We start from the raw sequence: 22,422 nt of genomic DNA, 5'->3' as shown, positions 1-22,422 counted from the left end.
GGCCGTGCATCCTTCGAGGCTCCCGGCGCGATGCTTTGCATCGCGCCACTCGCACCTCAGGATGACGGAGAGGCGGCTTGCCCTAATACGTAATCTTCGGCGGCAGCTTCCTCGCCTTGGCGATGATGTCGCCGACCGACTTTTCGGATGGCAGGATACGGACGAGCTTCTTCCGGTCGTTGACCTCGCGCATGCTTTGCGCCAGCCTTGCTGGGTTCCGATAGGCGAGCTCGCGCACGGTGGTCACGCCAGCGGCGCGGACCAGGCCCACTTTGGCCCGGCCCATGCCGGGAATACGCATGTAGTCGGAGACGTTGGCCCATTCCAGGAGCTGCTGCTCGCTGATGCCCGTCTTGGCCGAGAGCGCCTTGCGCCCCTTGGCGGTGCTCGCGGCTTCCAGCAATGCGTCGGTGGTGCGGATACCTTGCGCCTTCAGCTTGTTGGCGGCAAAGGCTGGCAGGCCCTCAATCTCGGAGATCGGATATGTCATGATACTCGATGTGAAATACGGCAGCTTCAGGCGAACTGGCTAAGGCCCGGCGTCCCTGCGATGATCTTGCCCATCTGATCCGCTCCGATTTTGTCTCGGCCGTAGCGGAATAGTTCACGTGCCACGTTCTGGATGTCGGACACGCCAAGGCCGAGACCCATCAGGCGCGTGCCGACGGCCATCAGCCCGCCGCCCATCAGCCGCGACAGTCCGCCGCCGTTCCTTGATGCTTCGATCGCGCCTTCTGCACCGGGGATGTGGTCGATCAGGGCCTGCACGCTGTCGGACGGACCTTCGCTGCGAAGGAAGCCCAAAATAATGCCGACGGTCTTTTCAGCGACAGCACTATCCATGCTGGCGTTTGTCGCCAGCCGCCCGATCAGCTCGTCCATATTGGCCCGCCCCTCAGCCGGTTCACATGCCGGAGTATTGTTTCAAAAAGTGATCTTGAGCCGGTGTGATGTGAAATACAAGCGATGAACGCACGCGACGATCCGATTCATTCTCTAAGACGCGAAGAGTGTTGCAGCGATGCAAGAGCAGAGAAGAAATTCATGAAAAATTGCCGCGCTGCGAATGCGCGCTTCCGACTTTTGGCGCATGCCGTGCGCGTTATCTCCGACAATGTCGCAAATCGATGCCGTCTTGAACGGTTTCAATCGGCTTGCGACATGCGTTAAACTACGGAACTGGTTGGGCCTGAGTTTCAATACGCGAAACCAACAGAGATAGAGAGAGTGATGGCGGCGCAGGACAATAAGCTCGGCGATACCGACGACAAGATCTTCGTCGGCAAGGGAGACGAGCTGGCCTGGCTGACATTGGCGCTTGCCAATCGCCACGGCCTCGTGACCGGCGCGACCGGAACGGGCAAGACGGTCACGCTGCAAGTGATGGCGGAGGGATTTGCGCGGGCGGGTGTTCCGGTGTTCGCCGCCGACATCAAGGGCGATCTCTCCGGCATCTCCGAGGTCGGGGAGGCAAAAGATTTCATCGTCAAGCGCGCCAGCGAGATGGGGCTGAATTTCCAGCCCGATCAGTTCTCGACGGTGTTCTGGGATGTGTTCGGCGAGCAAGGCCATCCGGTGCGCGCCACCATCACCGAGATGGGTCCGCTGCTTCTGGCCCGCATGCTCGATCTCAACGATGTGCAGGAAGGTGTGCTCAACGTCGCTTTCCGCGTTGCCGACGACAACGGCCTTGCCTTGATCGACATGAAGGATCTGCGGGCGCTGCTCGACGCGATCGTGCCCGATAGCGGCAAGAAAGGGCCTGATGCGGAGGAAGATCCGCTCGCGCCGATCCGCAAAGCCGCCCAGGGCTTTGGCAACGTCACCAGGGCGACCGTCGGCACCATCCAGCGTCAGCTGCTCGTGCTGGAGAACCAGGGTGGCGCCAAATTCTTCGGCGAGCCGGCGCTGACCCTGAAGGATTTCATGAAGACCGACCGCGACGGCCGCGGCATGGTCAACATCCTCGTCGCCGACAAGCTGATGCAGAGCCCGCGGCTTTACGCGACATTCCTGCTGTGGATGCTGTCAGAGCTGTTCGAGGAATTGCCCGAGGCCGGCGACCTGCCCAAGCCCAAGCTGGTGTTCTTCTTCGACGAGGCGCATCTGCTGTTCAACGATGCGCCGAAGGCGCTGATGGACAAGATCGAGCAGGTTGTTCGCCTGATCCGCTCCAAGGGCGTCGGCGTCTATTTCGTCACCCAAAACCCGATCGACGTGCCTGATCGCGTGCTCGGGCAGATGGGCAACCGGGTGCAGCATGCGTTGCGTGCCTTCACCCCGCGCGACCAGAAGGCGGTCGCCGCCGCCGCCCAGACCTTCCGGCCCAACCCCAAGCTCGACACGGCCAAAGTGATCATGGAGCTCGGCAAGGGCGAAGCGCTGGTGTCGTTCCTCGAAGGCAACGGCACGCCGGCGATGGTCGAGCGGGTCCTGATCCGCCCGCCTTCGGCCCGCATCGGACCCATCACGCCGGAGGAGCGCAAGGCGATCATGGATGCGAGCCCGGTCAAGGGCAAATACGACACCGCTATCGATGCCGAGTCGGCCTATGAGATCATCCAGAAGCGGCTCGCGGGCACCGCTGCGACGGCCGACGGTCAGGCCGGCGGCAGCGGCGGCGGAGTTCTCGGCCAGATCGGCGCGATGGTCGGCACCATCTTCGGTACCAATACCGGGCGCAACCGGCTGACGACGGGGCAGCGCATTGCGCGCGACGTGACGCGCACGGTCACCGACAAGGTGGTCGGCGGCGTCGTGGCTGATCTCGGCAAGTCGGTCGGCGGCCAGCTTGGCAGCTCGGTCGGCCGGGCGCTGGTCCGTGGCGCGCTCGGCGGATTGCTCCGAAGGTAGGCAGGCAAGGACGTTCTTGAAGCGGCTTTCTGCGCCGCCGCAGCTCACCCGGCGCCTGTGGGAGGGAGGGGCAGACTTGCGGCCTGTGTCTGGGTAGACATATATCGACCCACGCCCGGCCGCAGATTGAAGGCATTGTGACCCCAGCCCGTTCGCCCAACAAACCCGGCACGCTTCGATCTCTCTCGCTGCGCGCGCCGCTCGACCTGCTCTTCTTGTTCTGCTGTCTGATCCTGACCACCGATGTCCTGGGTCCCGAGATCTTTGGCCGCGGCAAGACCAAGGATTATTCGCTGTGGTACTGGGCCGGGCAGCAGGTGCTGGACGGTGCGCCGCTCTATCCAAAAGTCACCGAGACGTTTGCCTATATCTACCCGCCGCTGCCGGCGATCCTGCTGGCAATCCCGAGCTGGTTCGGCAAGATCCCGCTCTATGTCGTGCTGTCGGTCCTGAACGGGATCGCGTGGTGGTACACAGGCATTCTCTCCAATGCCATGACCGGCTCGGATCGCAAGCCCGGCCCCTGGCTCGAAGCACTGCCTGCGTTCGCGACCGTGACCTTCGTGTTCGACATGTTCGATCTGGGCCAGCCCAACCTGCTGCTGCTGGCGATGATGCTGTATGGGTTCTGGTGCCTTCGGCATCGGCAGGCCTGGTTCGCAGGCTTCATGTTCGCGCTTGCCACCGCCATCAAGGTGTTTCCGGTCGCGGTGCTGCCCTATCTGGTCTGGCGGAAGCAGTGGGCGGCGGCCGTCAGCATGCTCGCTTTCATCGGCATCCTGCTCTACGTCGTGCCGGCACCCATCCGCGGCTTCGAACGCAACGCCGCCGAGCTCGCCACCTGGTATCAGGGCATGGTCGGATCGAGCTCGGAAAAGGGCTTTGGCCAGCGCGACGAGCAGAACTGGTCATGGGTCAACCAGTCCATCATCGCCGTGACGCATCGTCTGGTCAGGCCGATCAACTATAACCAGGAGGATCCGGAGAAACCGCCGCGCACGATGAACATCATCGATGTCGATTACAGGACGGCGAACTGGATCGTGCTGGCGATATCCGTGTTGCTCGGGCTCGGCTTCGTCGCGGTGATGCCACGGCAAGCAGAGCGAACGGCGCGATCGGACGCCGAAGAGCTCGGCATCCTGTTCTGCCTGATGACGGTGGCCTCGCCGCTGGCGCGACAATACTACTTCATGTGGCTGTTCCTGCCGTTCACCGTATTGATGCATCGGGGCGCCTTCGACCCGCGGCCGCGGGTTCGGCTGGGAACCTGGCTTGCGCTTGGCGCTGCCGGCATTCTCATGCTGCTGTCGCTGCCGCCGTTTCCCAACGCCTTCCAGGCCTGGGGCAACAACCTCGCCGCGACGGCGGTCCTTGCCGTTACACTGGCCTGGCACATTCGGCATCCGCCGGATGCGGCTGGCTCGCAGGCCGCAGCGGGGCTAAAATCACAGCCCGCGTGAGACTCCAGACAATTGGGAAATGCGACCATGGCCAATGCGCAGCTTCAATCCGTGCTCGACCACATCGACAAGGACTTCGACAACAGCCTTGAGCGCCTGTTCTCGCTGCTGCGGATCAAGTCGATTTCGGCCGATCCGGCCTTTGCCGCGGACTGCAGGGCCGCGGCCGAGCATCTGGCCAAGGACATCGCGAGTCTGGGCGTTGCCACCGAGGTGAGACCGACCGCCGGTCATCCCGCGATCGTCGGCAAGACCAAGGCGGACGACAAGGCGAGCGGACGGCCCCATGTCATTTTCTACGGCCATTACGACGTGCAGCCGGTCGACCCGCTCGACCTCTGGCACCGTCCGCCGTTCGAGCCCGTCATCACCGACCATGCCGACGGCCGCAAGATCATCGTCGCGCGCGGTGCCGAGGATGACAAGGGTCAGGTGATGACCTTCGTCGAAGCCTGCCGTGCCTGGAAAACGGTGACGGGTTCATTGCCGATCGACGTCACTTTCCTGATCGAAGGCGAGGAGGAAGTCGGCTCGAAGAATTTCGTGCCCTTCATCGAAGCCAACAAGGACGAGTTTAGGGCGGACTACGTGCTGGTCTGCGATACCGGCATGTGGGACCGCAACACCCCGGCGATCACGACATCGCTGCGGGGCCTGCTCTATGAAGAGCTGAAGATCACAGCGGCCAATCGCGACCTGCATTCGGGCGTGTTCGGCGGCAGCGCGATGAACCCGATCCGGGTGCTGACCAAGATTCTCGGCAGCCTGTTCGACGACGACAACCGCATCACCATCCCCGGCTTCTACGATGGCGTGAAGGATCTCCCGCCGGACATTCTTGAGCAGTGGAAGAAGCTCAATCTCACGCCGGAGATGTTCTTGAAGCCGATCGGGCTGTCGATCCCGGCCGGCGAAAAGGGACGCTTGCTGATCGAGCAGGCCTCGTCGCGTCCGACCTGCGACGTCAACGGCATCTGGGGCGGCTATATCGGCGAAGGCTCCAAGACGGTGATTCCGTCGCATGCCTCCGCCAAGGTCTCGTTCCGCCTGGTCGAGGGCCAGGATCCGCAGAAGATCCGCAAGGCTTTTCGTGACTATGTGACGGCGCGGCTTCCCGGCGACTGCAAGGTGGAGTTCGGCGACCATTCCGCCGCGCCCGCCGTTGCGCTCGACTGGAACATGAAGCCGCTGGCCGCTGCCAGCAAGGCGCTGGCGGAGGAATGGGGCAAGGAGACGGTGCTGATGGGCTCCGGCGCCTCGATCCCGATCGTCGCCGATTTCAAGCGCACGCTTGGGCTCGACTCGCTGCTGGTCGGCTTTGGTCTCGACGACGACAACATCCACTCGCCGAACGAGAAGTACGACCTGCGCAGCTTCCAGAAAGGCATCCGCTCCTGGGCCCGCATCCTCGCCGCGCTGGCGGAGGTGAAGTAGGCACCGGTGCTGTAGGGTGGATTAGCCTTGCTGATTGCGCGAAGCGCAAACCGCTTGGCGTAATCCACCAACTTCGCTCCGCACGCGCGGATGCATGGTGGATTACGCTTCGCTAATCCACCCTACGAGACCATGCCCAAATAAAAACGCCGCCCGGGATTGGGCAGCGTTTCATTCCAAAAACATGTAGAGGTAGGTGACGCCTACCTTACACGAAATCGGCTAAATCTCAAGAGCGGTAGCCCGGCAGTTCGCGGTCGAGCTTGCGCAGCAGCGGCGGCCAGACGAGGTTGGTCGCGCGCAGCTCGGCGCGGTCGCGGTTGGCGAGCAGCTCGGTGTTCTTCTCGATCGCGATCTCCTCGACCGGGTAGACCGGCGTGCCGAGCGCGCGGGTGCGCACCTGCATCGAGCAGGCGCGCTCGAGGTGGTACATGCGCTCGAAGGCGGACGCGACCGAACGGCCGACGGTCAGCGTGCCGTGGTTGCGCAGGAGCATGTGGTTGTGGTCGCCAAGATCCTTCTGCAGTCGCGGCCGCTCGTCGTGATCGAGCGCGATGCCTTCATAGTCGTGATAGGCGAGGTCGTGAGTGACGAGCTGCGCGGTCTGGTTCAACGGCAGCAGCCCTTCGGCGCTGCTCGACACCGCGGTGCCGTCCAGCGTGTGGAGATGCAGCACGCAGATGGCGTCCTCGCGCACCTCGTGGATCGCGGAATGGATGGTGAAGCCGGCCGGGTTGATGCTGTACTCGCTCTCGCTGAGCTGGTTGCCGTGAAGATCGACCTTGACCAGGCTCGAGGCGGTGATCTCGTCGAACATCAGCCCGTAGGGGTTGATGAGGAAGTGATGATCCGGGCCGGGCACACGCGCGGAGATGTGGGTATCGACCAGATCGTCCCAGCCGTACAGTGCGACGAGGCGATAGCAGGCGGCGAGATTGACCCGTTGTTGCCACTCGGCCTCCGTCATGTTTGACGGCACTTCCTTCAGGCGGGCTTCCGCTGGCGACATGGCACATCTCTCCGAACTTCGTTGTTGCGGGGAGGGAGCCTAGTCTTGCAAACGGTTTGCAGCAAGGCGCGCCAAGCGCGGCAGTTCAGCGTAGCCCGCATGGAGCGCTTGCGGAATGCGGGGCCGGTCCCCGGATTTCGCATCCGCTCCATCCGGGCTACAAGAGAGAAATTATTACGGCGCCGGGATCGACAGCAGGCTGGAAATGCTGCGGCCACGGATATCGTAGACGCGGGCGAACACCACGTCGTCGCGCTTGATCTCGACCATGACGGGTGCGGTGAGGCCCTTGCAGTAGAATTCGCCGAGGGTCATGGCGAAATCAGCGGCATTGGAATCCCAGCCGATCGTGAAGTCGGGTCCGAGCGCGACCTGGGCCGGGCGCTGCGGGCCGCACACCGCGACCTTCCATTTGCGATTGCGCGGCGGCACTTCCTGGCGCTCGACCAGCTGCTCGCGCAGTTCGTCCGAGGCCTGCTTCAGCGCGAGGCCCCAATAGTCCAGCATGAAGCGGTCGTCGGCGGCGCGCACCGTGCCGGCGATGTGGTTGAAGTGGGTGTACTGATAGGGATGCAGCCGGATCATCTCGGCGAGCGGCAGCGCGAGGCCGAAGCAGAACACGGCCAGCATGGCGGGCTGCCAGGCGCGATGGTTGGCGCGCAGGCGCTCCATGGTCCAGGCAAAGGCGACGCCGCCGAGCACCGCCATCGGCGGGATCACGAAGACGAAATGGCGGATGCCGTTGTAGAGCGCCGGCCGCTTCACCATCGCGATCACGAGCGGCAGGGTGGCCGCCAGCGTCAGCATCAAAAGGATGGTCTTGCGGCGTGCCGGAACCTCGCGCCGCGGCAGCATGGCGACGGTGCTGAACACGGCACCGGCCGTCAGCACCAGCATCACTTCGGGCAGCTGCAGCGCGAACAGCGTCGGCAGATACGACCAGGGCATGTCGGGCACGGACACGATCGCGCCGTCGAACATCTCCTTCCAGGGCTTCTCGAAGAAGTGCGAGAAGTAGGTCAGCGCCTCGAAGGGATTGCCGGGCTCCATGATCGACCACGGCCAGATCAGACCCATCACGAGATAGCCGAGCGCAAGACCGGGCAGCAGCACGTAGACGACATGGACGAAACGCCTGATGGCCTCGCGCGCGCCCTCGCTGCGCAGTTCCTCCAGGAACAGCGGCATGAAGCCGATCATGGCATAGACGAGCGAAAGGCCGCCGAGAATGCGCGTGCCGAGCGAGAGGCCCGAACCCAGGCCGACGATCAGGATCGTGCGCGGTGAGGGATTTGGATATTCCTCGGCAAGCCGCACCAGGCCCAGCATCAGGATGATCATCGCCACCGCGAAGGGCGCATCCTTCGGGTTCATGAACATGTGGCCGTAGAAGATCGGGCAAAGCGCGAGCAGCAGGAGCGCAGCGAGGCCGGCAAGTGGTCCGCCGACGCGGCGGCCGAGCCGCCAGGTCACTGCAAGTCCGATCACGCCGACGACCGCGCCGACCAGGCGTCGCGTTTCGAACAGCTCGAGCGGCAGAACCTTGTGCAAGAGGGCTGCGACCATGTCGAAGCCACCGCCATACATATAGAGGTTGGCGAAGGAGAGGGCGGCGGTGTCCCTGAAACCGGAGCCGTACATGCGCAGCAGCAGGTCGGCATATTCGGCGTGGGTGTAGTCGTCCCAGCCGAGCCCGTAGTCGCGGAAGGTCAAGCCCGCGATGACGGCGACGACAGCCAGCACCAGCATGGCAAGATCGTCGCAAGTCCGTTCAACCGAGCGCCGTTGAGGCGTGTCGATCGCCGAAGTCGTGATGGATGTCATGGCTATTGGTGACCCGGAATCCCCTCATGGCCCTGCTGGCGCGCGCGGGCCTGTTCCCCGGAATCCCTATAGCGCAGTTCCATTACCAAGTAATTGGGCATTATGGCTAAATTCCTGATGCGACGCAGCAATTTCGGATCAATCCGGTGCACATGACAGCTAGCGGACCGTAGCTGAAGGGAATGTGAATAAGTCGCTGATATCCTTCCCTTTGGGAACGGTGGCGGCAATTGGTCGTTGGCGAGGAACGCAGTATGACGGTATCGTGGCGTAGCGGGTGCCGCGCGTGGATGCGCGGCCGGGGGTGTGTTCGATGAGTATGGCTTTGTTGATCGCCGGGATTTTCGCCGTGGTGGCGGGCCTCCTTGCGGTCGCCTTTGGCTATTCCATCCGGGATTTCAGCCTCGGCAGCACGCTCTTAACGAGCGGAACGATCGGCGTCTGCTCCGGTATGTTACTGATAGGCCTGTACGTCGTGCTGCTCGAGCTGCAAGCCATCGCACGCCGGCTGGCCGGGACCGCGGCGCCGTCCGACGTTCGCGTGCGGCCGGTGCTGCCGCCGGGCCTCGCAGCACCCGGTACGCCTGCGGCAGAGCCCGCGCCTGTCCCATCCATGCGGGTCGAGCCGCAGCCCTCGCCCGCCGCGGCGCCCTGGCAGGCCGAAGTGCCCGCGCGCCCGCGGACCGAGGCACCGGCAGAGCCGGAAGCACCGCCGCCGCCAGCGGCCCCGGAACCGCCGCGCCGCCGCAACCTGTTGTTTGCCTCGAGCTCGCGCAAGGAGCGCGAGCGCGCGGAGGCGAAGGCGTCCGAGGGCCCGCCGCAGCAACTACACGACGAACCTACTGATGTCGCTGCGCCTGACGTCCCGCCCGCCAGCTTCGACGACGCCTGGCCGAAGCCCGACCGCGTTCGGCCGCCGGAGCCGCCCGCGGCGCGTCGTCCTCAGCCGCCGCCTCCACCGCCGCCGCGCCCGGCATCGACCTTCGAGCCTGCGGGACCCCAGCCTGCCGCGCCCCCGCCCGCACCCGAGCCGCGGCCGGTGGAGCAGCCGCCGGTGACGGTGCTCAAATCCGGCATCGTCGACGGCATGGCCTATTCGCTCTATTCCGATGGCTCGATCGAGGCGCAGATGCCGGAGGGCATGATGCGCTTTGCCTCGATCGACGAGCTGCGCTCCCACCTCGACCAGCGCGGTGGCTGAAGACCTCTCGCACTCAAGTAAATCCTCGCAGCAGATGTCGCGAGATCAGTAATCGGTCCATATTTGCAAGTCGTCGTATTTCGGCCAAACGTATTGTTGACAAAGAATACTTCCCCGCCGCCGATGCAGCGCGACGGAGCCGGATTGGAGAGAGGTTGCGCCCATGTCGGATGCCGGGGCTAAGAATTTCATCGAGCTGACGGCGAGCATCGTCTCCGCCTATGTCGGCAACAACCCGACGCCGGCTGCGGAGATTCCGAACCTGATCAGCCAGGTGCACGGGGCATTGACGCGGGTGTCGTCTGGCCGCATCGAGGTGCCGCTCGAGCCGGTAAAGCCCGCGGTCTCGCTGAAGAAGTCGATCGCGCCGGACTATCTGGTGTGTCTGGAAGACGGCAAGCGCTTCAAGTCGCTGAAGCGCCATCTGCGCACCCAGTACAACATGACGCCCGAGCAATATCGCGAGAAATGGGGCCTTCCGGCCGATTATCCCATGGTCGCGCCGAACTACGCGGTGGCGCGCTCGCAGTTGGCCAAGAAGATGGGATTGGGACAGCAGCAGCGGAAGAAGGGGAAGTAGCGTCTCACGACGCTTCTGCGAGCGCTTCCCTCGCATCGGTCTTGATGCGTTCGACCATCGAGCGCAGGCCGTTCGAGCGCTGCGGCGTCAGATGGTCGCGGAAGCCGAACTCGTCGAACACGGCAATCGCGTCGGTGGCGAGAATTTCCTGCGGCGTGCGGCCGGAATAGAGCGTGAGCACGATCGCGACCAGCCCGCGCACGATATGCGCATCGCTGTCGCCGCGATATCTCAGGATCGGCGCACCGCCGTCGCGATCGACCAGCTTTTGCAGCCAGACTTGGCTGACGCAGCCATTCACCTTGTTCTCGGCCGAATGCTCTTCCTCGGGCATCGGCTCCAGGGTGCGGCCGAGCTCGATGACGTACCGGTAGCGGTCGTCCCAGTCCTCGAGGAGCTCGAAATTATCTCTGATTTCGTCGATATCAGTCATGCTGGCCCGTGGGTTCCCGTTCAGGCCAATATAGGGACGTGAAACGTCGAAATCGATAGGATTCGCGGCCTAATTCGCCGTCTCAGGTCCGTGCCATTCCAGCGCGAGATCGTCCTGGGTCAGCGTGTCGCGCGGCGCCTCGGTGGCTGCCGCGTCGCCTTCACCGGCGACCGCGATCGAACCGGTGTGGTCGGGCGCCTTCTTGCCGTCGTTCTTCTCGAGCTGCTCCTTCTTGTCGTTGATGATCTGGTAGATCTTGCGCGCGCCGTCCTGTGCCCGCTGGCCGATGATGGTCGCGGCCTGTCCGCCGACCTCGCATGCGGCTGGCTGGCGCTTGCAGAACTGGCTCATGTCGGAGACGGCCGCGGTTGCGGCCTGAACCGCGTCGGCGGCGCCGATGTTCGGCAGCTTGTCCGATTCGGGTGTCTTGTCCCGCGGCAGGAGCACCAGCACCAGCCCGAGCCAGAATGTGATGCGGAGCAGAAAGCGCATCTTGCTATCGACCTGTACGTTAGATCTGGCCCACGGCGGTCTCCGCGAGGCATCCGGACCTAGCAACTCTCGATAAATCGCAAGTGATTGCCTTCCGCTTAATTCGCGGAAAATTGACGCAAAAATCTTCGCTTCTGGAGCCCTCGTAAATTTTCGATTGATGCGGGCCACCGTGTTTGCCCGGACCGCATATCCACCAATTCGAAACCATGAACGCGACGGCGAAACCCCGTGTTCACCATCCCCGATGATGACATCGCCAAATCGCCTAAAAATCTCTGCGATCACATGCTGTTCGGTGGCAGGTCGATCCGCCTTAGCACTCGTTTAAGGTCGCTCTGACACGGTGGCTCAACGACAAGGAGGCGTTCCGGCGCGTCTTTTGACGAGTGAGCCGAAGCGCGAGACCCGTGACAGTTTTGAGTATCATCCGCGATTGTCTCGATGCGCTGCTGCATCCCTCCGCGCGTTACGATGCGCTGACGCGTGCGCGCCATCGGGCCTTCATGGCGCCCCGGCTGCTCGGAAGCCTGGCTGCCTTTGCCGCATTTCCTGTTTATCTGGTCCTGCGTGGCGCGCCGAGCGCGATCGAGGTCGCGGCGTTCGCGTGGCTGATCGCGCCGATCCTGTTGTCCTGGTTCCTGTCGCGCACCGGGCGCTATGAAGGCGCCCATGTGTTGTCGTCGCTGGCGCTCGCCGGCCTGATCATGGCGATTGCGGCCACGACCGGCGGTATCGAATCATTCGCCGCGGTCTGGCTGGTGGTGGTTCCACTGGAGGCGGCGTTGTCGGCCTCGCGCCGCGTCGCAGCCTTTGCCGCGCTGCTCGCGCTGTCCTGCGCCGCGATTCTGATCCTGCTCGGCCAGCTCGGCTGGTTGCCTTCCGGAGAGCTCAGCGCCGCCGAACACAGCGCGATGATGGCGTTCGGCGTTGCCTCGGCGACGCTCTATGCCGCGGGCCTCGCCTTCGGCGCCGAGTCGCTTGCGCGAACCAGCGTGACGCTGCTCTCGCGCGAGGAGGAGCGCTATCGCCTGCTCGCGCGCAACATGAGCGATGTGATCTCCCGGCACCGGCGCAACGGCGCTGTGCAGTTCATCTCGCCGGCGGCAGAAGCCATGCTCGGCATGCCGGTTGCGCAGCTGCACGGCCACGGCCTGTTCGACCGCGTCCACGTTGCTGACCGTCCGGCCTATCTCACGGCGCTGTCGGATGCCGCGCGCGGCGGCGTGCGCAGCGTGGAGTTCCGGGTCCGGCGCGAGCCTGTCGGTTCCGAGCGCGGCCAGATCGATTTCATCTGGGTCGAGATGCGTTGCCGGCCGCTTGATCAGGACCAGCGCCGCGAGATGACCGCCGAGCTCGAGGTCGTCGCGGTGATGCGCGACGTCACCGATCGCAAGCTGTCCGAGCAGGCGCTCGACCAGGCGCGTAGCGCGGCCGAAGCGGCCGATGCCGCCAAGACGCGCTTCCTCGCCACCATGAGCCACGAGTTGCGCACGCCGCTCAACGCCATCATCGGCTTCTCCGAGATGATGGCGCAGGAGCAGACCCTGATGCTGGCAGCTCACCAGCGCAAGGAATATGCCGAGCTGATCAACGATTCCGGCAAGCACCTGCTGTCGGTGGTCAACGGCATCCTCGACATGTCGAAGATGGAATCGGGCAATTTCGAGATTGCGTCGGAGCCGTTCGCGCCGCGCGCTTCGCTGATGCATTGCTGCAATCTGCTCGCGCTCAAGGCGCGCGAGAACGGCGTCGATCTCATCACCGACGCGCCGCAGGATCTGCCCGTCATGACCGGCGATCCCAGGGCGTTCAAGCAGATCGTGCTCAATCTCGTCGCCAACGCCGTCAAGTTCACCGAGCGCGGCGGCCAGGTGACCGTGTCCGCGTCGGCTTCCGCCTCGCAGCTGACCTTGCGCATCAGCGATACCGGTGTCGGCATTGCGCCCGACGATCTCAAACGCATTGGCGCGCCGTTCTTCCAGTGCGGCAAGACCTATGAGCGCCGTCACGAAGGCACGGGCCTCGGCCTTTCGATCGTGAAGAATCTCGTAGCGTTGCATCTCGGCGAATTGGCGGTACAAAGCAAGCTCGGCGAGGGCACCGCCGTCACCGTCAAGCTGCCGCTGGTCTACACGCCGCCGCAAGTGAAGCCGGCCGAGAGCAAGATCGCGACGCTGACGCCGGTGCTCCGTCATGATGTTCAGGACCAACCTGCTCTGGTGAAGAAAAGTGCCTAGAAAGTCTGCCAACGACGAAGCCGCTCCGCGCCGCCGGGGCGCCAAGGATGGCGCCAAGGGTGGCGCCAAGACTGCGGTCGTGGATGTCGAGACCGAGCGCAATCTCTTGATGCGCGTGCTCTTGCACAGCCCCAAGGACACGCTGGCCGGCCTCATCGCTGCCGCGGCCGTCAGCGCCATCGTGGCCAACGCGCTGTTCCTGCAGACCGGCCGGCATCCGGCGCCGATGTTCGGCACCGTGATCAATCTTCCCGCGCCGTCGCCGGTGTCCTTGTCGAATCCCTTGCCGCGCCCGCGTCCCGTCGGCGCTGATACCTCGCCGCTCGAGCCAAGGGCAACCGAGTTTCGCGTCGAGCCGAAACCGGCCGAGAGGGCGCAGGAGAGGCCTGCCGAGACGACCGCCTCGACGCCGCGCGCGGGCGATCCCATGACCAATCTGGTGATCAAGGCCACGACACCCACGCCGTCACCGTCTGCGGTCGCCGTTGCGCGGCCGCCGGCGCCGATCCCGCTGCAGCAAAGCCCGGCGGCGCGTCGCCTCGCCGGCGTGCAGCGCGCGCTGTCCGAATACGGCTATGGGAATTTGAAGATCACGGGCACGATGAGCGGCGAGACCCAGTCGGCGATCCAGACATTCGAGCGCCAGCACAAGTTGCCCGTCACCGGCCAGGTGTCGGACCGCCTGCTGCGCGAGCTTGCCGCCGCGATCGGTCACCCCGTCGAATGACCGTCCTGCGGCACTTAAGTTCTTGTCGCCCTCGCGCGGCGAGGGCCAATCACAATTGACTTCAGGTTATTTTGTAGTTACAAAATAATATTGTGAAAATCGTTTGGGACGAGCCAAAGCGCCGAGCCAATCTCGACAAGCACGGGATGGATTTCGCTGATCTCAACGAAGCCTTCTTCGACAATGCCTTGGTTTTGGCCACCTATGGCCACCTATGGCCACCTATGGCCACCTATGGCAACCGATGGCGCGCGATCGGCATCACGATCCGTGGCGTCGTCTCGGTCATCTTTGCGACCCGGGGATCCGAGGGCGTCAGCATCATCAGCATGCGCGCTGCCAGCAAGAAGGAAAGGAAGCTCTATGAGGAAAACCGTCGCTAAGAAGCGCTACACTGCACGTGACATGCGTGCGGTGAGTGACAATCCGGAATGGACTAAGGACGACTTTGTCAGGGCAAAGACTTTCGATGAGGTCTTTCCGACCATGCGGAAAGGCCGCGGTCCCAACAGAGCCCCGACAAAGCAACAAGTGACTTTACGTCTGAGTCCTGACGTCGTCGACTATTTCAAGGCGGAAGGCCCGGGTTGGCAGAGCCGTATTGATGAAACCCTCGTCAAGATAGTGAAGCGCAAGCGCAGTTCTGACACTGGTTAGTCGATGCGATTGAAATCGAACATCTGGGTCTCTGCCTATTTGCGCCGGTGCCAGACCGAAGGCGTCTTCGGCGCGGTGCGCCATCGCGGCGCCGAGGAGGCGGGCGCGGTGTTCGTCAAGGTGTCGCTGCTCGACGGCAACGCGATGCTCTACGTGCCGGCGCCGCAGACCTCTTATGACGACGACCGCCCGGTCGACCGCTTCTTCGTGCCGATGGCGCCGCAGCCGGTGCCTGAGCCCGCTGTCGAAGAGCGCCTGACCAAGGAGCTCCGCTTCGATCCGGACGCTTGGATCGTCGAGACCGAGGACCGGGCCGGGCGGCATTTCCTGGAACTGGCGAAGCCCTAGCGCTCCGACGACCCGCCGCTGCCCGTGCGCACGGCCGGCATCGAGCCTGGCTGCACGCTCGGCCGCGTCTGGCTTGCACTCGCGCGGGCGCGCTGTCGGTCGCTGTCGTGCAGCGAGGGCTGATACTTGGCGCGCGTGACGGCGAGCGTCGAGCCGCGCCAGGCCGCCAGCATCACCAGCGCGGAGCGCTCGCTGAGGCGGTCATAGAGCCGCGACAGCCGGTAGACCGCATCCACGGAGTTGCCGATCTCCGGCTTGAAGAACAGCAGGATGCGCTGGAAGTTCGGGCTCGGCATGTCGAGCGCGCGCGCCGCGACCGCAAGCGCCTCGCCGCCGGCATCGTCGACGATCTCGGTGGCGACGCGCGAGGGCAGGATCAGGGTGTCGCCGAGCTCGTAAGTGAAACTGTCGACATCGCCCGCAATCGCGGCCATCTCGAGGATCTGGATCGCGCGCTTGGTGTGCACGGTCGGAATCCGCGGAGCCGCCTTCAGCGGCGTCTGCGCCAGATTGTGCAGGATCAGCGCGCGCTGGTTTGCATCGGCGCGGAAGAACATGTCGTGGATTTCGGCCGCCTCCTTCGGCTGCATCGCCATGTTCGCGGCCATGCGCGCTTCCGCCTCGGTCGGCGCGCGGGCAGGTGAGGGAGCGGGCGCAGGACGCGGGATTTCGCGCGCGAGCGGCACCCGGCGGCCTTCTTGCGCCGCGACGAGGCCGAGCTTCTGCAGGACCGGGACCGGCGTGTGCGGATAGATCGCAAGCTTTGCCTTGACGGACGCGCGTGTCGCGTCGTCGACCTGGTCGATCAGCCGCGTCGCAAGCTCGATGAATTGCCGCTGCTCGTCCTCGCTGTGGGTGGGCGCCTGGACGTAGAGATCGGTCAGCACGCGCAGCAGGGTGGGGCGAACATCCACGCCCTCGCGGCGGGAGAGCGTCATCAGCCCGTCGAATCCGGGAAACAGCGACTTGGTCATGGAGGCGTACGCAACTCGGGAAGAACTGTTGTCTCAGCCTATCAGCGCTTCCTTTAAAGGCTCGTTAAGGAAAACGAGATGTGAAGCAGACCAGCCCTTTTCAAGCGGTCTCGTGTCGTTGCGGGACGACCCCGGGTCGGCCCGTGCGGCTACGGTTCAAAGGGCGTGTTTACACCCCGTTAACCATAAACTGATCCTAATGCTCGCATGTTGCAGGGGCGCGTTCGGTCGCGCGGCAATCGAGAGAGCTGACATAGAGAGCTGACATGGGGACCATCATCGAATTTCCGGCCGGTCGCCGGGTGGGCTCGTCGGGGGACGTCACACCGCGCGCGGACATGGGAACGATCCTGATCCTTCCCGTCATCCGGATCGAGCGCGAGGCGGACGAAACCAGCGGCGATCGTGGACCGGAGGCGGGCACTGCGCCGGGGCGCCGTCGTCGTCGCCGCTAAGTCCCGGCATTTGCAATGCCGGATTCCATCCGCCAGATTCGCAAGCTCGTAACGGCCATCCTGCTGACGCTGACGGGCGCATCGCTCGCCGCCTGCAGCGGCGGTGATTTCGGCCGCACCCGTGCCGACATGCGCAGCGACGACATGCATCGCTGGCTCGGCACGGAAGTCACCGGCAGTCTTGGCCTGAAGGCCTCCCAATTCCAGCTCACCGACGAGGAGCGCCAGCTTCGCGACCTCGCTTATCCCATGATCGAGCCGCCGCTGTCGCGTCCGGCCTGGAAGAGCGTGTTCGGCGATTACAGAGCCTTGCCGTCGCCGTGGCATCAGAAGGTCGTGTTCGACCGCACCATGTACGGGCGCACGCTGATCGACGAGCCGCACCGCTCGCATTCCTCGCGCTATGCGCAGCTGATCGAGGACGTGCGCAACGACATCACGCGGTTCGAACCGTTCTTCGGCTGCGCCATCCGGGTCATCGATCTCGACAGGAAGCGCGAGGCCAGCATGGCGCGCGTCTCCGAGCTCTCGCCGCGCGAGAAGGCCGACGCCGTCGCGCGCATGCAGGAGAACGCGCTGATCGTCCAGTGGGTGCAGCAATCGCTCGAGCAGCGCGTCTCGTCCTATCGCTGGGCGCTGGAGCGGCTGGTGATCCAGGCGCCCGACAGCATGGCGGCCGACGCCGATCGCCTGATCGGCGAGCTCGCGGCCCAGACCGCCAATCCGCCGGTTCAGTCGCAGCCCCCTTACGGCCGCGCGGTCGTCTCGAAGGGCTGAGCGCCAGCCGCTACGGCCGTCCGGGCATGGTCCGGTCAAGAAACTCGAACAGCCTGCGCCGGGAATCGTCGGTCACGTCCTGACGGAAATGATATTCGACGTGATCGCCGCGCACGTCGATCTTGTCGAGGCCGTCGAGGTGCTGACAGTCCCAGCAGTGCGTCGCGCCGGCATAGAGATGCCATTCGACGGGAGCGCCGCTTCGCTTGAGGACTTCGAGCCTGGCGATGCATTGCTGCGCAGGCGTCTCGGTGTCTGCATCGCCCATCAAGACCAGAAGCGGTCGTGAAACATCCGGATTGACCAGGTCGTATGGCGGTCGTTCTTGCGGCGTGATGCGGAAACAGCCGGGATAAAAGCTGGCGACAGCCGCAAATCCCGGGCCCGACTTCAACGCATCGACGTAGTGGGGGCTGGCGGCCAGCAAGCCCACCATCGCGCCCCACGAAAAGCCGACGAGCGCAATTCGTTGCGGATCGACATCGGGCATTCGTCGCAGGTGATCGGCCGCTTGCAGCGCATCCCGCGCGCCCCGAAAGAAATTCACGCCGTTTTGGGGACCGAAGCAGACGCTCTTGACGTTGCGCGGGGCGAGGCTGTCGACAAGCAGGACGACATAGCCGTGCGAGGCGGCGGCCCGAGCCCACGCCGCAACCGCAACGTTCAGCCCGCCGCACTGGTGCATGAGGACGATGGCCGGAAACCGGCCGGAGCCGGCTGGCTTGATCAACGCCATCCGTGGCGTCGCAAGCCGGTCGACCGTCTCGACGACGTCGGGAAGAACGAGGTCCGGTGCTATCGTTGCTCCGCGGTAGATCGCCTCGGGCTCCCAGACCGCGGCCTTCCATTCCGGCCCGTCCGCTGCACGTGCGAGATCGCAGCCGGCGACCAGCCCGGCGGCGAGCGCGATCAGCCCGTGCAGGCCCGCGCGGAACCGGTGCCAGCCGTAGCCGCCAACCCTCCTGATCATATTCCGACACCGCCCTGATTGGTGCTTGTCCTCCCGAGCTATAGGGGTAGGATTGTCGCGTTTCTTCAAGTCATTTCAGCCGAAGGTCCTCCGCGATGAGCTTGGACGCCACGAGTCCGTTTAAGAGCCGTCTGGATGTCACCCTGCCGCGACACCTGCTTCTCCTTGCCGTTCTGCTCGGATCGACCGGCTCGGCGGCCGCGCTGACCCAGGAGGCCGCGCGCGAGAACTGCCGGATGACGGTCGGCAAGCCGATCGTGCAAGCCTGCATGCAGGCCCAGGGCGGTCGCAAGGCCGGTGCCGATGTCGAGGGGTGCCGCGCCAAGGCCAAGCCACAGGTCCATGCTTGTGTGCTCGCCGCGCTCAATGCCGCGAACGGACGCGCCAATGTTGCCGTCGAGGTGCCGAAGGAAGAGGCGCCCAAGCTGGCGCCGGGGACCGCACTGCCCAAGGACTTCGTCGCGCCGCCGCGCACCATCTCCGACATCACCGCGATCCTCGACAGCGAAAAGCCGAACGAGAAGCTGATTGCGGAACTGAAGGCGGACGCGGATTCGACGCCCACGGGCAAGGAGTCCCGCGAGGATCTCGCCCAGTTCTATTTCGATCGTGCCAATGCGCGCGCCCAGCTCGGACGGCTCGCCGAATCCATCGCCGACGCCAACAAGGCCGTCGAGGTGGGACGCGGCGCCATCAGCGCAAATATGATGGGCCGGTTGACACAGCTTGCCGCCATCCAATATTCGGCCGTCGGCGATCCAAGGCGCGCGCTCGAGATCATGCAGAGGCAGTTGCGCGAGGTCGCCACCGTGCCGGGCGCAAAGGGGTATCTCTTCAACGCCAATCGCTCGATTGCCGGCATTCTCATTCAAATGGGCGATATTCCGCAGGCCGAGGGCTATCTGCGCCGCAGCCTGGCGGGCATCCAGGAGGCTCGCACCAGCGGCCTTCCCGGATGGCGCGCCAACTACGCGAAGATGGGACAGAATTGGGAGGCGGAAATCGAAGGTACCCGCGCCATGATTTTCGAGGCGCGCGGGCAATTCAAGGAAGGCGAAGCCTCCTATCGCCTGGCCGAGCAGCGCAAGCGCGCAGGCATGAAGGCCGTGATGGAGTCGGACAATCCTCCCGCTGAAACCGTTATGTTGCAGGCAATCGACTATATGGTTCTGAGCCAGGCGCGCATGAAGGCGCGGCAGGGCAGGCTTGCCGAAGCCGAGGTCGATGCGCGCCGGGCGCTGTTGTCGCGCCTGAAGGACACCGGCAAGTACAACCCGGTGACGCCGCGTTACGTAATGGGATTGGCCGGAATTCTGGTCGACGAGGGCCGTTACGACGAAGCCGAACAGCTCGGCCGCGTCGCGCTCGAGATCAACAAGACGGTCGGCGTACCCGAGGATTCGCAGTCGACCGTGCAGCTGCTCGCGCAGCTTGCCGGTATTCTGAATCTCCAGCGCAAGAATGCCGAAGCCAACGAGATGTTCGCGCGGATCGACAAGGCGGTCGCCAATTGGGATCCACAGCGCCGCCAGGTGATCGAGCTCAATCCGGCGCGCATTCTCGCGCTCTACAATTCCGGGCAGCTCGAGGCCGGCATCGCCGCCGCAGAGCAACTGGTCAAGAAGCAGATCGGGCGGGTCGGCGAGAACCATTTCGATGCGGCGTCGGCGCGCGGCACCCTGGCGATCGGATTGATGCGCGCAAGGCGCGATGCCGACGCGATCCGCGAGTTCAAGGCCGCCATTCCGGTCATGATGGCGAATGCGAACGAGAATGCCGACGACGAGAACACGACCGTGGTGGCGGCGCGCAGCCAGCGGCTACAGGCCATCGTCGAGAGCTATCTGCTGCTGCTCGCGCGGGCCGAGGGCACCGGCGGCGGCGTCGGCGAGGAGACCTTCAGTCTGGCGGATGCCATCCGCGGCCGCTCCGTGCAGCAGGCGCTGGCGGCCTCCAGCGCACGAGCCGCCGCCAAGGATCCCGCGCTGGCCGAGCTCGTGCGCAAGGAGCAGGATCTCACCAAGCAGGTCAACGCCCAGCTCGGCACGCTCAACAACGTTCTCGCCATTCCCTCTGCGGAGCGCGACGAGAAGGGAGCGCAGCAGATCCAGGCTTCGATCACGGCGTTGCGTGGTGAACGCGACAAGGCGCGCCAGGAGATCAAGCAGAAGTTTCCGTCCTACGCCGATCTGGTCTCGCCGAAGCCTCCGAGCGTCGCCGAGATCCGGGCGACGCTGTCGGACAATGAAGCGATGTTGTCGTTCTATTTCGGCCAGAATGGCAGCTTCGTCTGGGCTGTGCCGAAGTCGGGCCCGGTGGCGTTCGCCGCCGTCAAGGCCAGCGTCGGCGATATCGAAACCAAGATCCGCAAGCTGCGCGAGGCGCTCGAGCCGCAGGCGGCAATGATCTCGGACATTCCGCCGTTCGATCTGAAGCTCGGTTACGAGCTCTATGAGCTGTTGTTGAAGCCGGTCGAGGGCGGATGGAAGCCAGCGAAGAACCTGATCGTGGTGACCAACGGCGCACTGGGGCTGTTGCCGCTGTCGCTGTTGCCGACGGCACAGGCCGAGGTGGCGGCGGACGAGGATCCGCTGTTCGTCGGCTATCGCAACGTGCCGTGGCTGGCGCGGACCCATGCCGTGTCGACGGTGCCGTCGGCTGCGGCCTTGCGCACGCTGCGGCAGCTGCCGCCGGGCAAGCCCGGCCGCGGTGACCTCGTGGCGTTCGGCGATCCCTATTTCAACAAGGATCAGCAGGCCGAGGCAGAAAGCGCCGACGGCAAGGTGCAGGTTGCCGATGTCGGCGGCAACGTCACCCGCGGCATGCCGCTCAAGCGTCGCAGCAGTCCGAAGCTCGAAGGCGTCGACAGCGCCGAGCTCGGTCTGTTGCCTCGTCTCCCTGATACGGCCGACGAGCTCAAATCGATCGCACTGGCCTTGCAGGCAGATCCCTCGAAGGTGCTGTTCCTTGGCAAGAATGCGACCGAGAGCGCCGTGAAGACGATGAATCTCTCCGGGTTCCGGATTCTGGCGTTTGCCACGCACGGCCTTGTGCCGGGCGAGCTCAACGGTCTGACGCAGCCGGCTCTCGCCTTGTCGTCGCCGGCGGTGACGGGTGACAGCGGAGATGGTCTCCTCACCATGGAGGAAATTCTCGGCCTCAAGCTCGACGCCGATTGGGTGATCCTGTCCGCCTGCAACACCGGTGCGGGCGCCGGCGCCGGCGCCGAGGCAGCCTCCGGTCTTGGCCGCGCGTTCTTCTACGCGGGAACGCGGGCCTTGCTCGTGACCAACTGGTCGGTGCATTCGCAATCGGCGCGGCAATTGGTGACGGATCTGTTCAAGCGGCAGGCCGACGACCCAAGACTGTCGCGCAGCGAAGCACTGCGGCAGGCCATGATGGCGCTGGTCGATGGTCCCGGTTACCTGAACGGCGAAGGAAAGACCGAGTTCGCCTACGCGCATCCGCTGTTCTGGGCGCCGTATACGATCATCGGCGATGGCGGCGTGCGCTAGGCGATTGAGAAGATTGGAATGACAATGACGTGGAAGATTGTTCTCGGACTTGCCGCAGCAGGTCTCCTGTGTTCGGGAGCGTCGCGGGCAACGCAATTGATTACCGAAGAGGAGGCCAAGCTGCCGCCGCCCAAGGGCGCGGTCGCGGCCGACAGGCGCGGAATCCTGCGCGGCCCCAAGGTGGAGTTCGTCTCGCCTGGCGATTCGGTCGCCTCTCCGTTGAAGCTCCAATTGAAATTCGAGTCGTTCGGTGGCGCCAAGATCGATCCTGAGTCGGTCAAGGTGATCTTCCTCCGTACGCCGAACGTCGATCTGACGCCCCGGGTCAAGCCGTTTGTCAAGGCTGACGGCATCGACATGCAGGACGCAGAACTGCCACCCGGCGATTACACCGTAAGGGTCGACATCAAGGACAGCGACGGGCGGCCGGGCACGGCCATCTTCACCCTCAAGGTCGCGCCCAAGTGATG

22 protein-coding genes are annotated in these 22,422 nt (G+C 64.4%); 14 read left to right on the top strand and 8 right to left on the bottom strand.

All coding sequences use genetic code 11. The features are described 5' to 3' along the window. Nucleotides 1-82: 82 nt before the first annotated feature. Together JQ621_RS07450 and JQ621_RS07445 are read right to left on the bottom strand one after the other, a co-directional pair. Nucleotides 83-490, bottom strand: coding sequence for a DUF4332 domain-containing protein (locus JQ621_RS07450; protein ID WP_212233718.1), 408 nt, complete (start codon nt 488-490; stop codon nt 83-85). A 26-nt stretch (nt 491-516) separates the two neighbouring features. Beyond that, a complete protein-coding gene (locus JQ621_RS07445; protein ID WP_212233717.1) occupies nt 517-882 on the bottom strand; it encodes a DUF2267 domain-containing protein in 366 nt (121 codons plus the stop codon). 348 nt (nt 883-1,230) lie between these two features. Between JQ621_RS07445 and JQ621_RS07440 the strand changes: the two genes are divergently transcribed. The 3 genes from JQ621_RS07440 (at nt 1,231) to JQ621_RS07430 (ending at nt 5,750) form a co-directional block, all read left to right on the top strand. Then, nucleotides 1,231-2,853 (top strand): helicase HerA-like domain-containing protein, encoded by a 1,623-nt coding sequence (locus tag JQ621_RS07440; RefSeq protein ID WP_212233716.1) that lies wholly within the window; start codon nt 1,231-1,233, stop codon nt 2,851-2,853. Nucleotides 2,854-2,990: 137 nt separating this feature from the next. Further along, nucleotides 2,991-4,316, top strand: a complete 1,326-nt coding sequence (locus JQ621_RS07435; protein ID WP_212233715.1) for a glycosyltransferase family 87 protein — start codon at nt 2,991-2,993, stop codon at nt 4,314-4,316. Between the two features lie 27 nt (nt 4,317-4,343). Continuing rightward, on the top strand, nt 4,344-5,750 hold the full coding sequence (locus JQ621_RS07430) for a M20/M25/M40 family metallo-hydrolase (protein WP_212233714.1): 1,407 nt from the start codon (nt 4,344-4,346) through the stop codon (nt 5,748-5,750). Nucleotides 5,751-5,979: 229 nt separating this feature from the next. Here the strand turns inward: JQ621_RS07430 and JQ621_RS07425 are convergent, their stop codons facing one another. Both JQ621_RS07425 and JQ621_RS07420 read right to left on the bottom strand, forming a co-directional pair. Continuing rightward, nucleotides 5,980-6,759, bottom strand: a complete 780-nt coding sequence (locus JQ621_RS07425) for a class II aldolase/adducin family protein (RefSeq protein ID WP_145663372.1) — start codon at nt 6,757-6,759, stop codon at nt 5,980-5,982. A gap of 174 nt (nt 6,760-6,933) precedes the next feature. Next, on the bottom strand, nt 6,934-8,583 hold the full coding sequence (locus JQ621_RS07420) for a glycosyltransferase family 39 protein (RefSeq protein WP_212233713.1): 1,650 nt from the start codon (nt 8,581-8,583) through the stop codon (nt 6,934-6,936). 313 nt (nt 8,584-8,896) lie between these two features. Between JQ621_RS07420 and JQ621_RS07415 the strand changes: the two genes are divergently transcribed. Together JQ621_RS07415 and JQ621_RS07410 are read left to right on the top strand one after the other, a co-directional pair. Beyond that, nucleotides 8,897-9,784, top strand: a complete 888-nt coding sequence (locus JQ621_RS07415; RefSeq protein ID WP_212233712.1) for a DUF308 domain-containing protein — start codon at nt 8,897-8,899, stop codon at nt 9,782-9,784. 163 nt (nt 9,785-9,947) lie between these two features. After that, nucleotides 9,948-10,364, top strand: coding sequence for a Ros/MucR family transcriptional regulator (locus tag JQ621_RS07410; protein WP_212233711.1), 417 nt, complete (start codon nt 9,948-9,950; stop codon nt 10,362-10,364). Between the two features lie 4 nt (nt 10,365-10,368). Here the strand turns inward: JQ621_RS07410 and JQ621_RS07405 are convergent, their stop codons facing one another. Together JQ621_RS07405 and JQ621_RS07400 are read right to left on the bottom strand one after the other, a co-directional pair. Next, on the bottom strand, nt 10,369-10,797 hold the full coding sequence (locus JQ621_RS07405; protein WP_212233710.1) for a SufE family protein: 429 nt from the start codon (nt 10,795-10,797) through the stop codon (nt 10,369-10,371). Nucleotides 10,798-10,866: 69 nt separating this feature from the next. Beyond that, nucleotides 10,867-11,289: a DUF5330 domain-containing protein gene (locus tag JQ621_RS07400; protein ID WP_212233709.1), complete on the bottom strand. Its 423-nt coding sequence runs from the start codon at nt 11,287-11,289 to the stop codon at nt 10,867-10,869. Nucleotides 11,290-11,699: 410 nt separating this feature from the next. Here JQ621_RS07400 and JQ621_RS07395 point away from each other — a divergent pair, with 410 nt between their 5' ends. The 5 genes from JQ621_RS07395 (at nt 11,700) to JQ621_RS07375 (ending at nt 15,261) form a co-directional block, all read left to right on the top strand. Next, entirely contained in the window at nt 11,700-13,529 is a 1,830-nt protein-coding gene (locus tag JQ621_RS07395) for a sensor histidine kinase (RefSeq protein WP_212233708.1), read from the top strand. Further along, nucleotides 13,522-14,256 carry a peptidoglycan-binding domain-containing protein gene (locus tag JQ621_RS07390; RefSeq protein WP_212233707.1) on the top strand — a complete coding sequence of 245 codons (735 nt, stop codon included), beginning with the start codon at nt 13,522-13,524 and terminating at the stop codon, nt 14,254-14,256. Before JQ621_RS07395 ends, JQ621_RS07390 begins: the two co-directional genes overlap by 8 nt. Before the next feature lie 146 nt (nt 14,257-14,402). Continuing rightward, nucleotides 14,403-14,639 carry a BrnT family toxin gene (locus JQ621_RS07385; RefSeq protein ID WP_249124711.1) on the top strand — a complete coding sequence of 79 codons (237 nt, stop codon included), beginning with the start codon at nt 14,403-14,405 and terminating at the stop codon, nt 14,637-14,639. After that, nucleotides 14,620-14,913 (top strand): BrnA antitoxin family protein, encoded by a 294-nt coding sequence (locus JQ621_RS07380; RefSeq protein ID WP_212233705.1) that lies wholly within the window; start codon nt 14,620-14,622, stop codon nt 14,911-14,913. Before JQ621_RS07385 ends, JQ621_RS07380 begins: the two co-directional genes overlap by 20 nt. A gap of 3 nt (nt 14,914-14,916) precedes the next feature. Further along, nucleotides 14,917-15,261 carry a DUF1491 family protein gene (locus JQ621_RS07375; protein WP_212233704.1) on the top strand — a complete coding sequence of 115 codons (345 nt, stop codon included), beginning with the start codon at nt 14,917-14,919 and terminating at the stop codon, nt 15,259-15,261. Here JQ621_RS07375 and JQ621_RS07370 read toward each other — a convergent pair. Then, on the bottom strand, nt 15,258-16,235 hold the full coding sequence (locus JQ621_RS07370; RefSeq protein ID WP_212233703.1) for a DUF2336 domain-containing protein: 978 nt from the start codon (nt 16,233-16,235) through the stop codon (nt 15,258-15,260). The genes JQ621_RS07375 and JQ621_RS07370 overlap by 4 nt on opposite strands. Nucleotides 16,236-16,501: 266 nt before the next feature. Between JQ621_RS07370 and JQ621_RS07365 the strand changes: the two genes are divergently transcribed. Both JQ621_RS07365 and JQ621_RS07360 read left to right on the top strand, forming a co-directional pair. Further along, nucleotides 16,502-16,690, top strand: a complete 189-nt coding sequence (locus tag JQ621_RS07365) for a hypothetical protein (protein WP_027531082.1) — start codon at nt 16,502-16,504, stop codon at nt 16,688-16,690. 15 nt (nt 16,691-16,705) lie between these two features. Continuing rightward, nucleotides 16,706-17,467 (top strand): hypothetical protein, encoded by a 762-nt coding sequence (locus JQ621_RS07360; RefSeq protein WP_212233702.1) that lies wholly within the window; start codon nt 16,706-16,708, stop codon nt 17,465-17,467. A 10-nt stretch (nt 17,468-17,477) separates the two neighbouring features. Here JQ621_RS07360 and JQ621_RS07355 read toward each other — a convergent pair whose 3' ends face one another. After that, the gene (locus tag JQ621_RS07355; protein WP_212233701.1) at nt 17,478-18,437 is read right to left on the bottom strand and encodes a dienelactone hydrolase family protein; all 960 of its coding nucleotides are present in this window, start codon (nt 18,435-18,437) and stop codon (nt 17,478-17,480) included. Between the two features lie 95 nt (nt 18,438-18,532). On the opposite strand from JQ621_RS07355, the gene JQ621_RS07350 reads away from it, so the two are divergent. Then, a complete protein-coding gene (locus tag JQ621_RS07350; protein ID WP_212233700.1) occupies nt 18,533-21,952 on the top strand; it encodes a CHAT domain-containing tetratricopeptide repeat protein in 3,420 nt (1,139 codons plus the stop codon). 24 nt (nt 21,953-21,976) lie between these two features. Next, a complete protein-coding gene (locus tag JQ621_RS07345) occupies nt 21,977-22,420 on the top strand; it encodes a hypothetical protein (RefSeq protein ID WP_212233699.1) in 444 nt (147 codons plus the stop codon). The last annotated feature ends 2 nt before the right edge of the window (nt 22,421-22,422 follow it).

The sequence above is a fragment of the Bradyrhizobium manausense genome (genome assembly GCF_018129685.1).
Classification (GTDB): domain Bacteria; phylum Pseudomonadota; class Alphaproteobacteria; order Rhizobiales; family Xanthobacteraceae; genus Bradyrhizobium; species Bradyrhizobium manausense_D.
The sequence above is the reverse complement of the archived record's forward strand: the minus strand, read 5'-3'. Positions and strand labels throughout refer to the sequence as shown.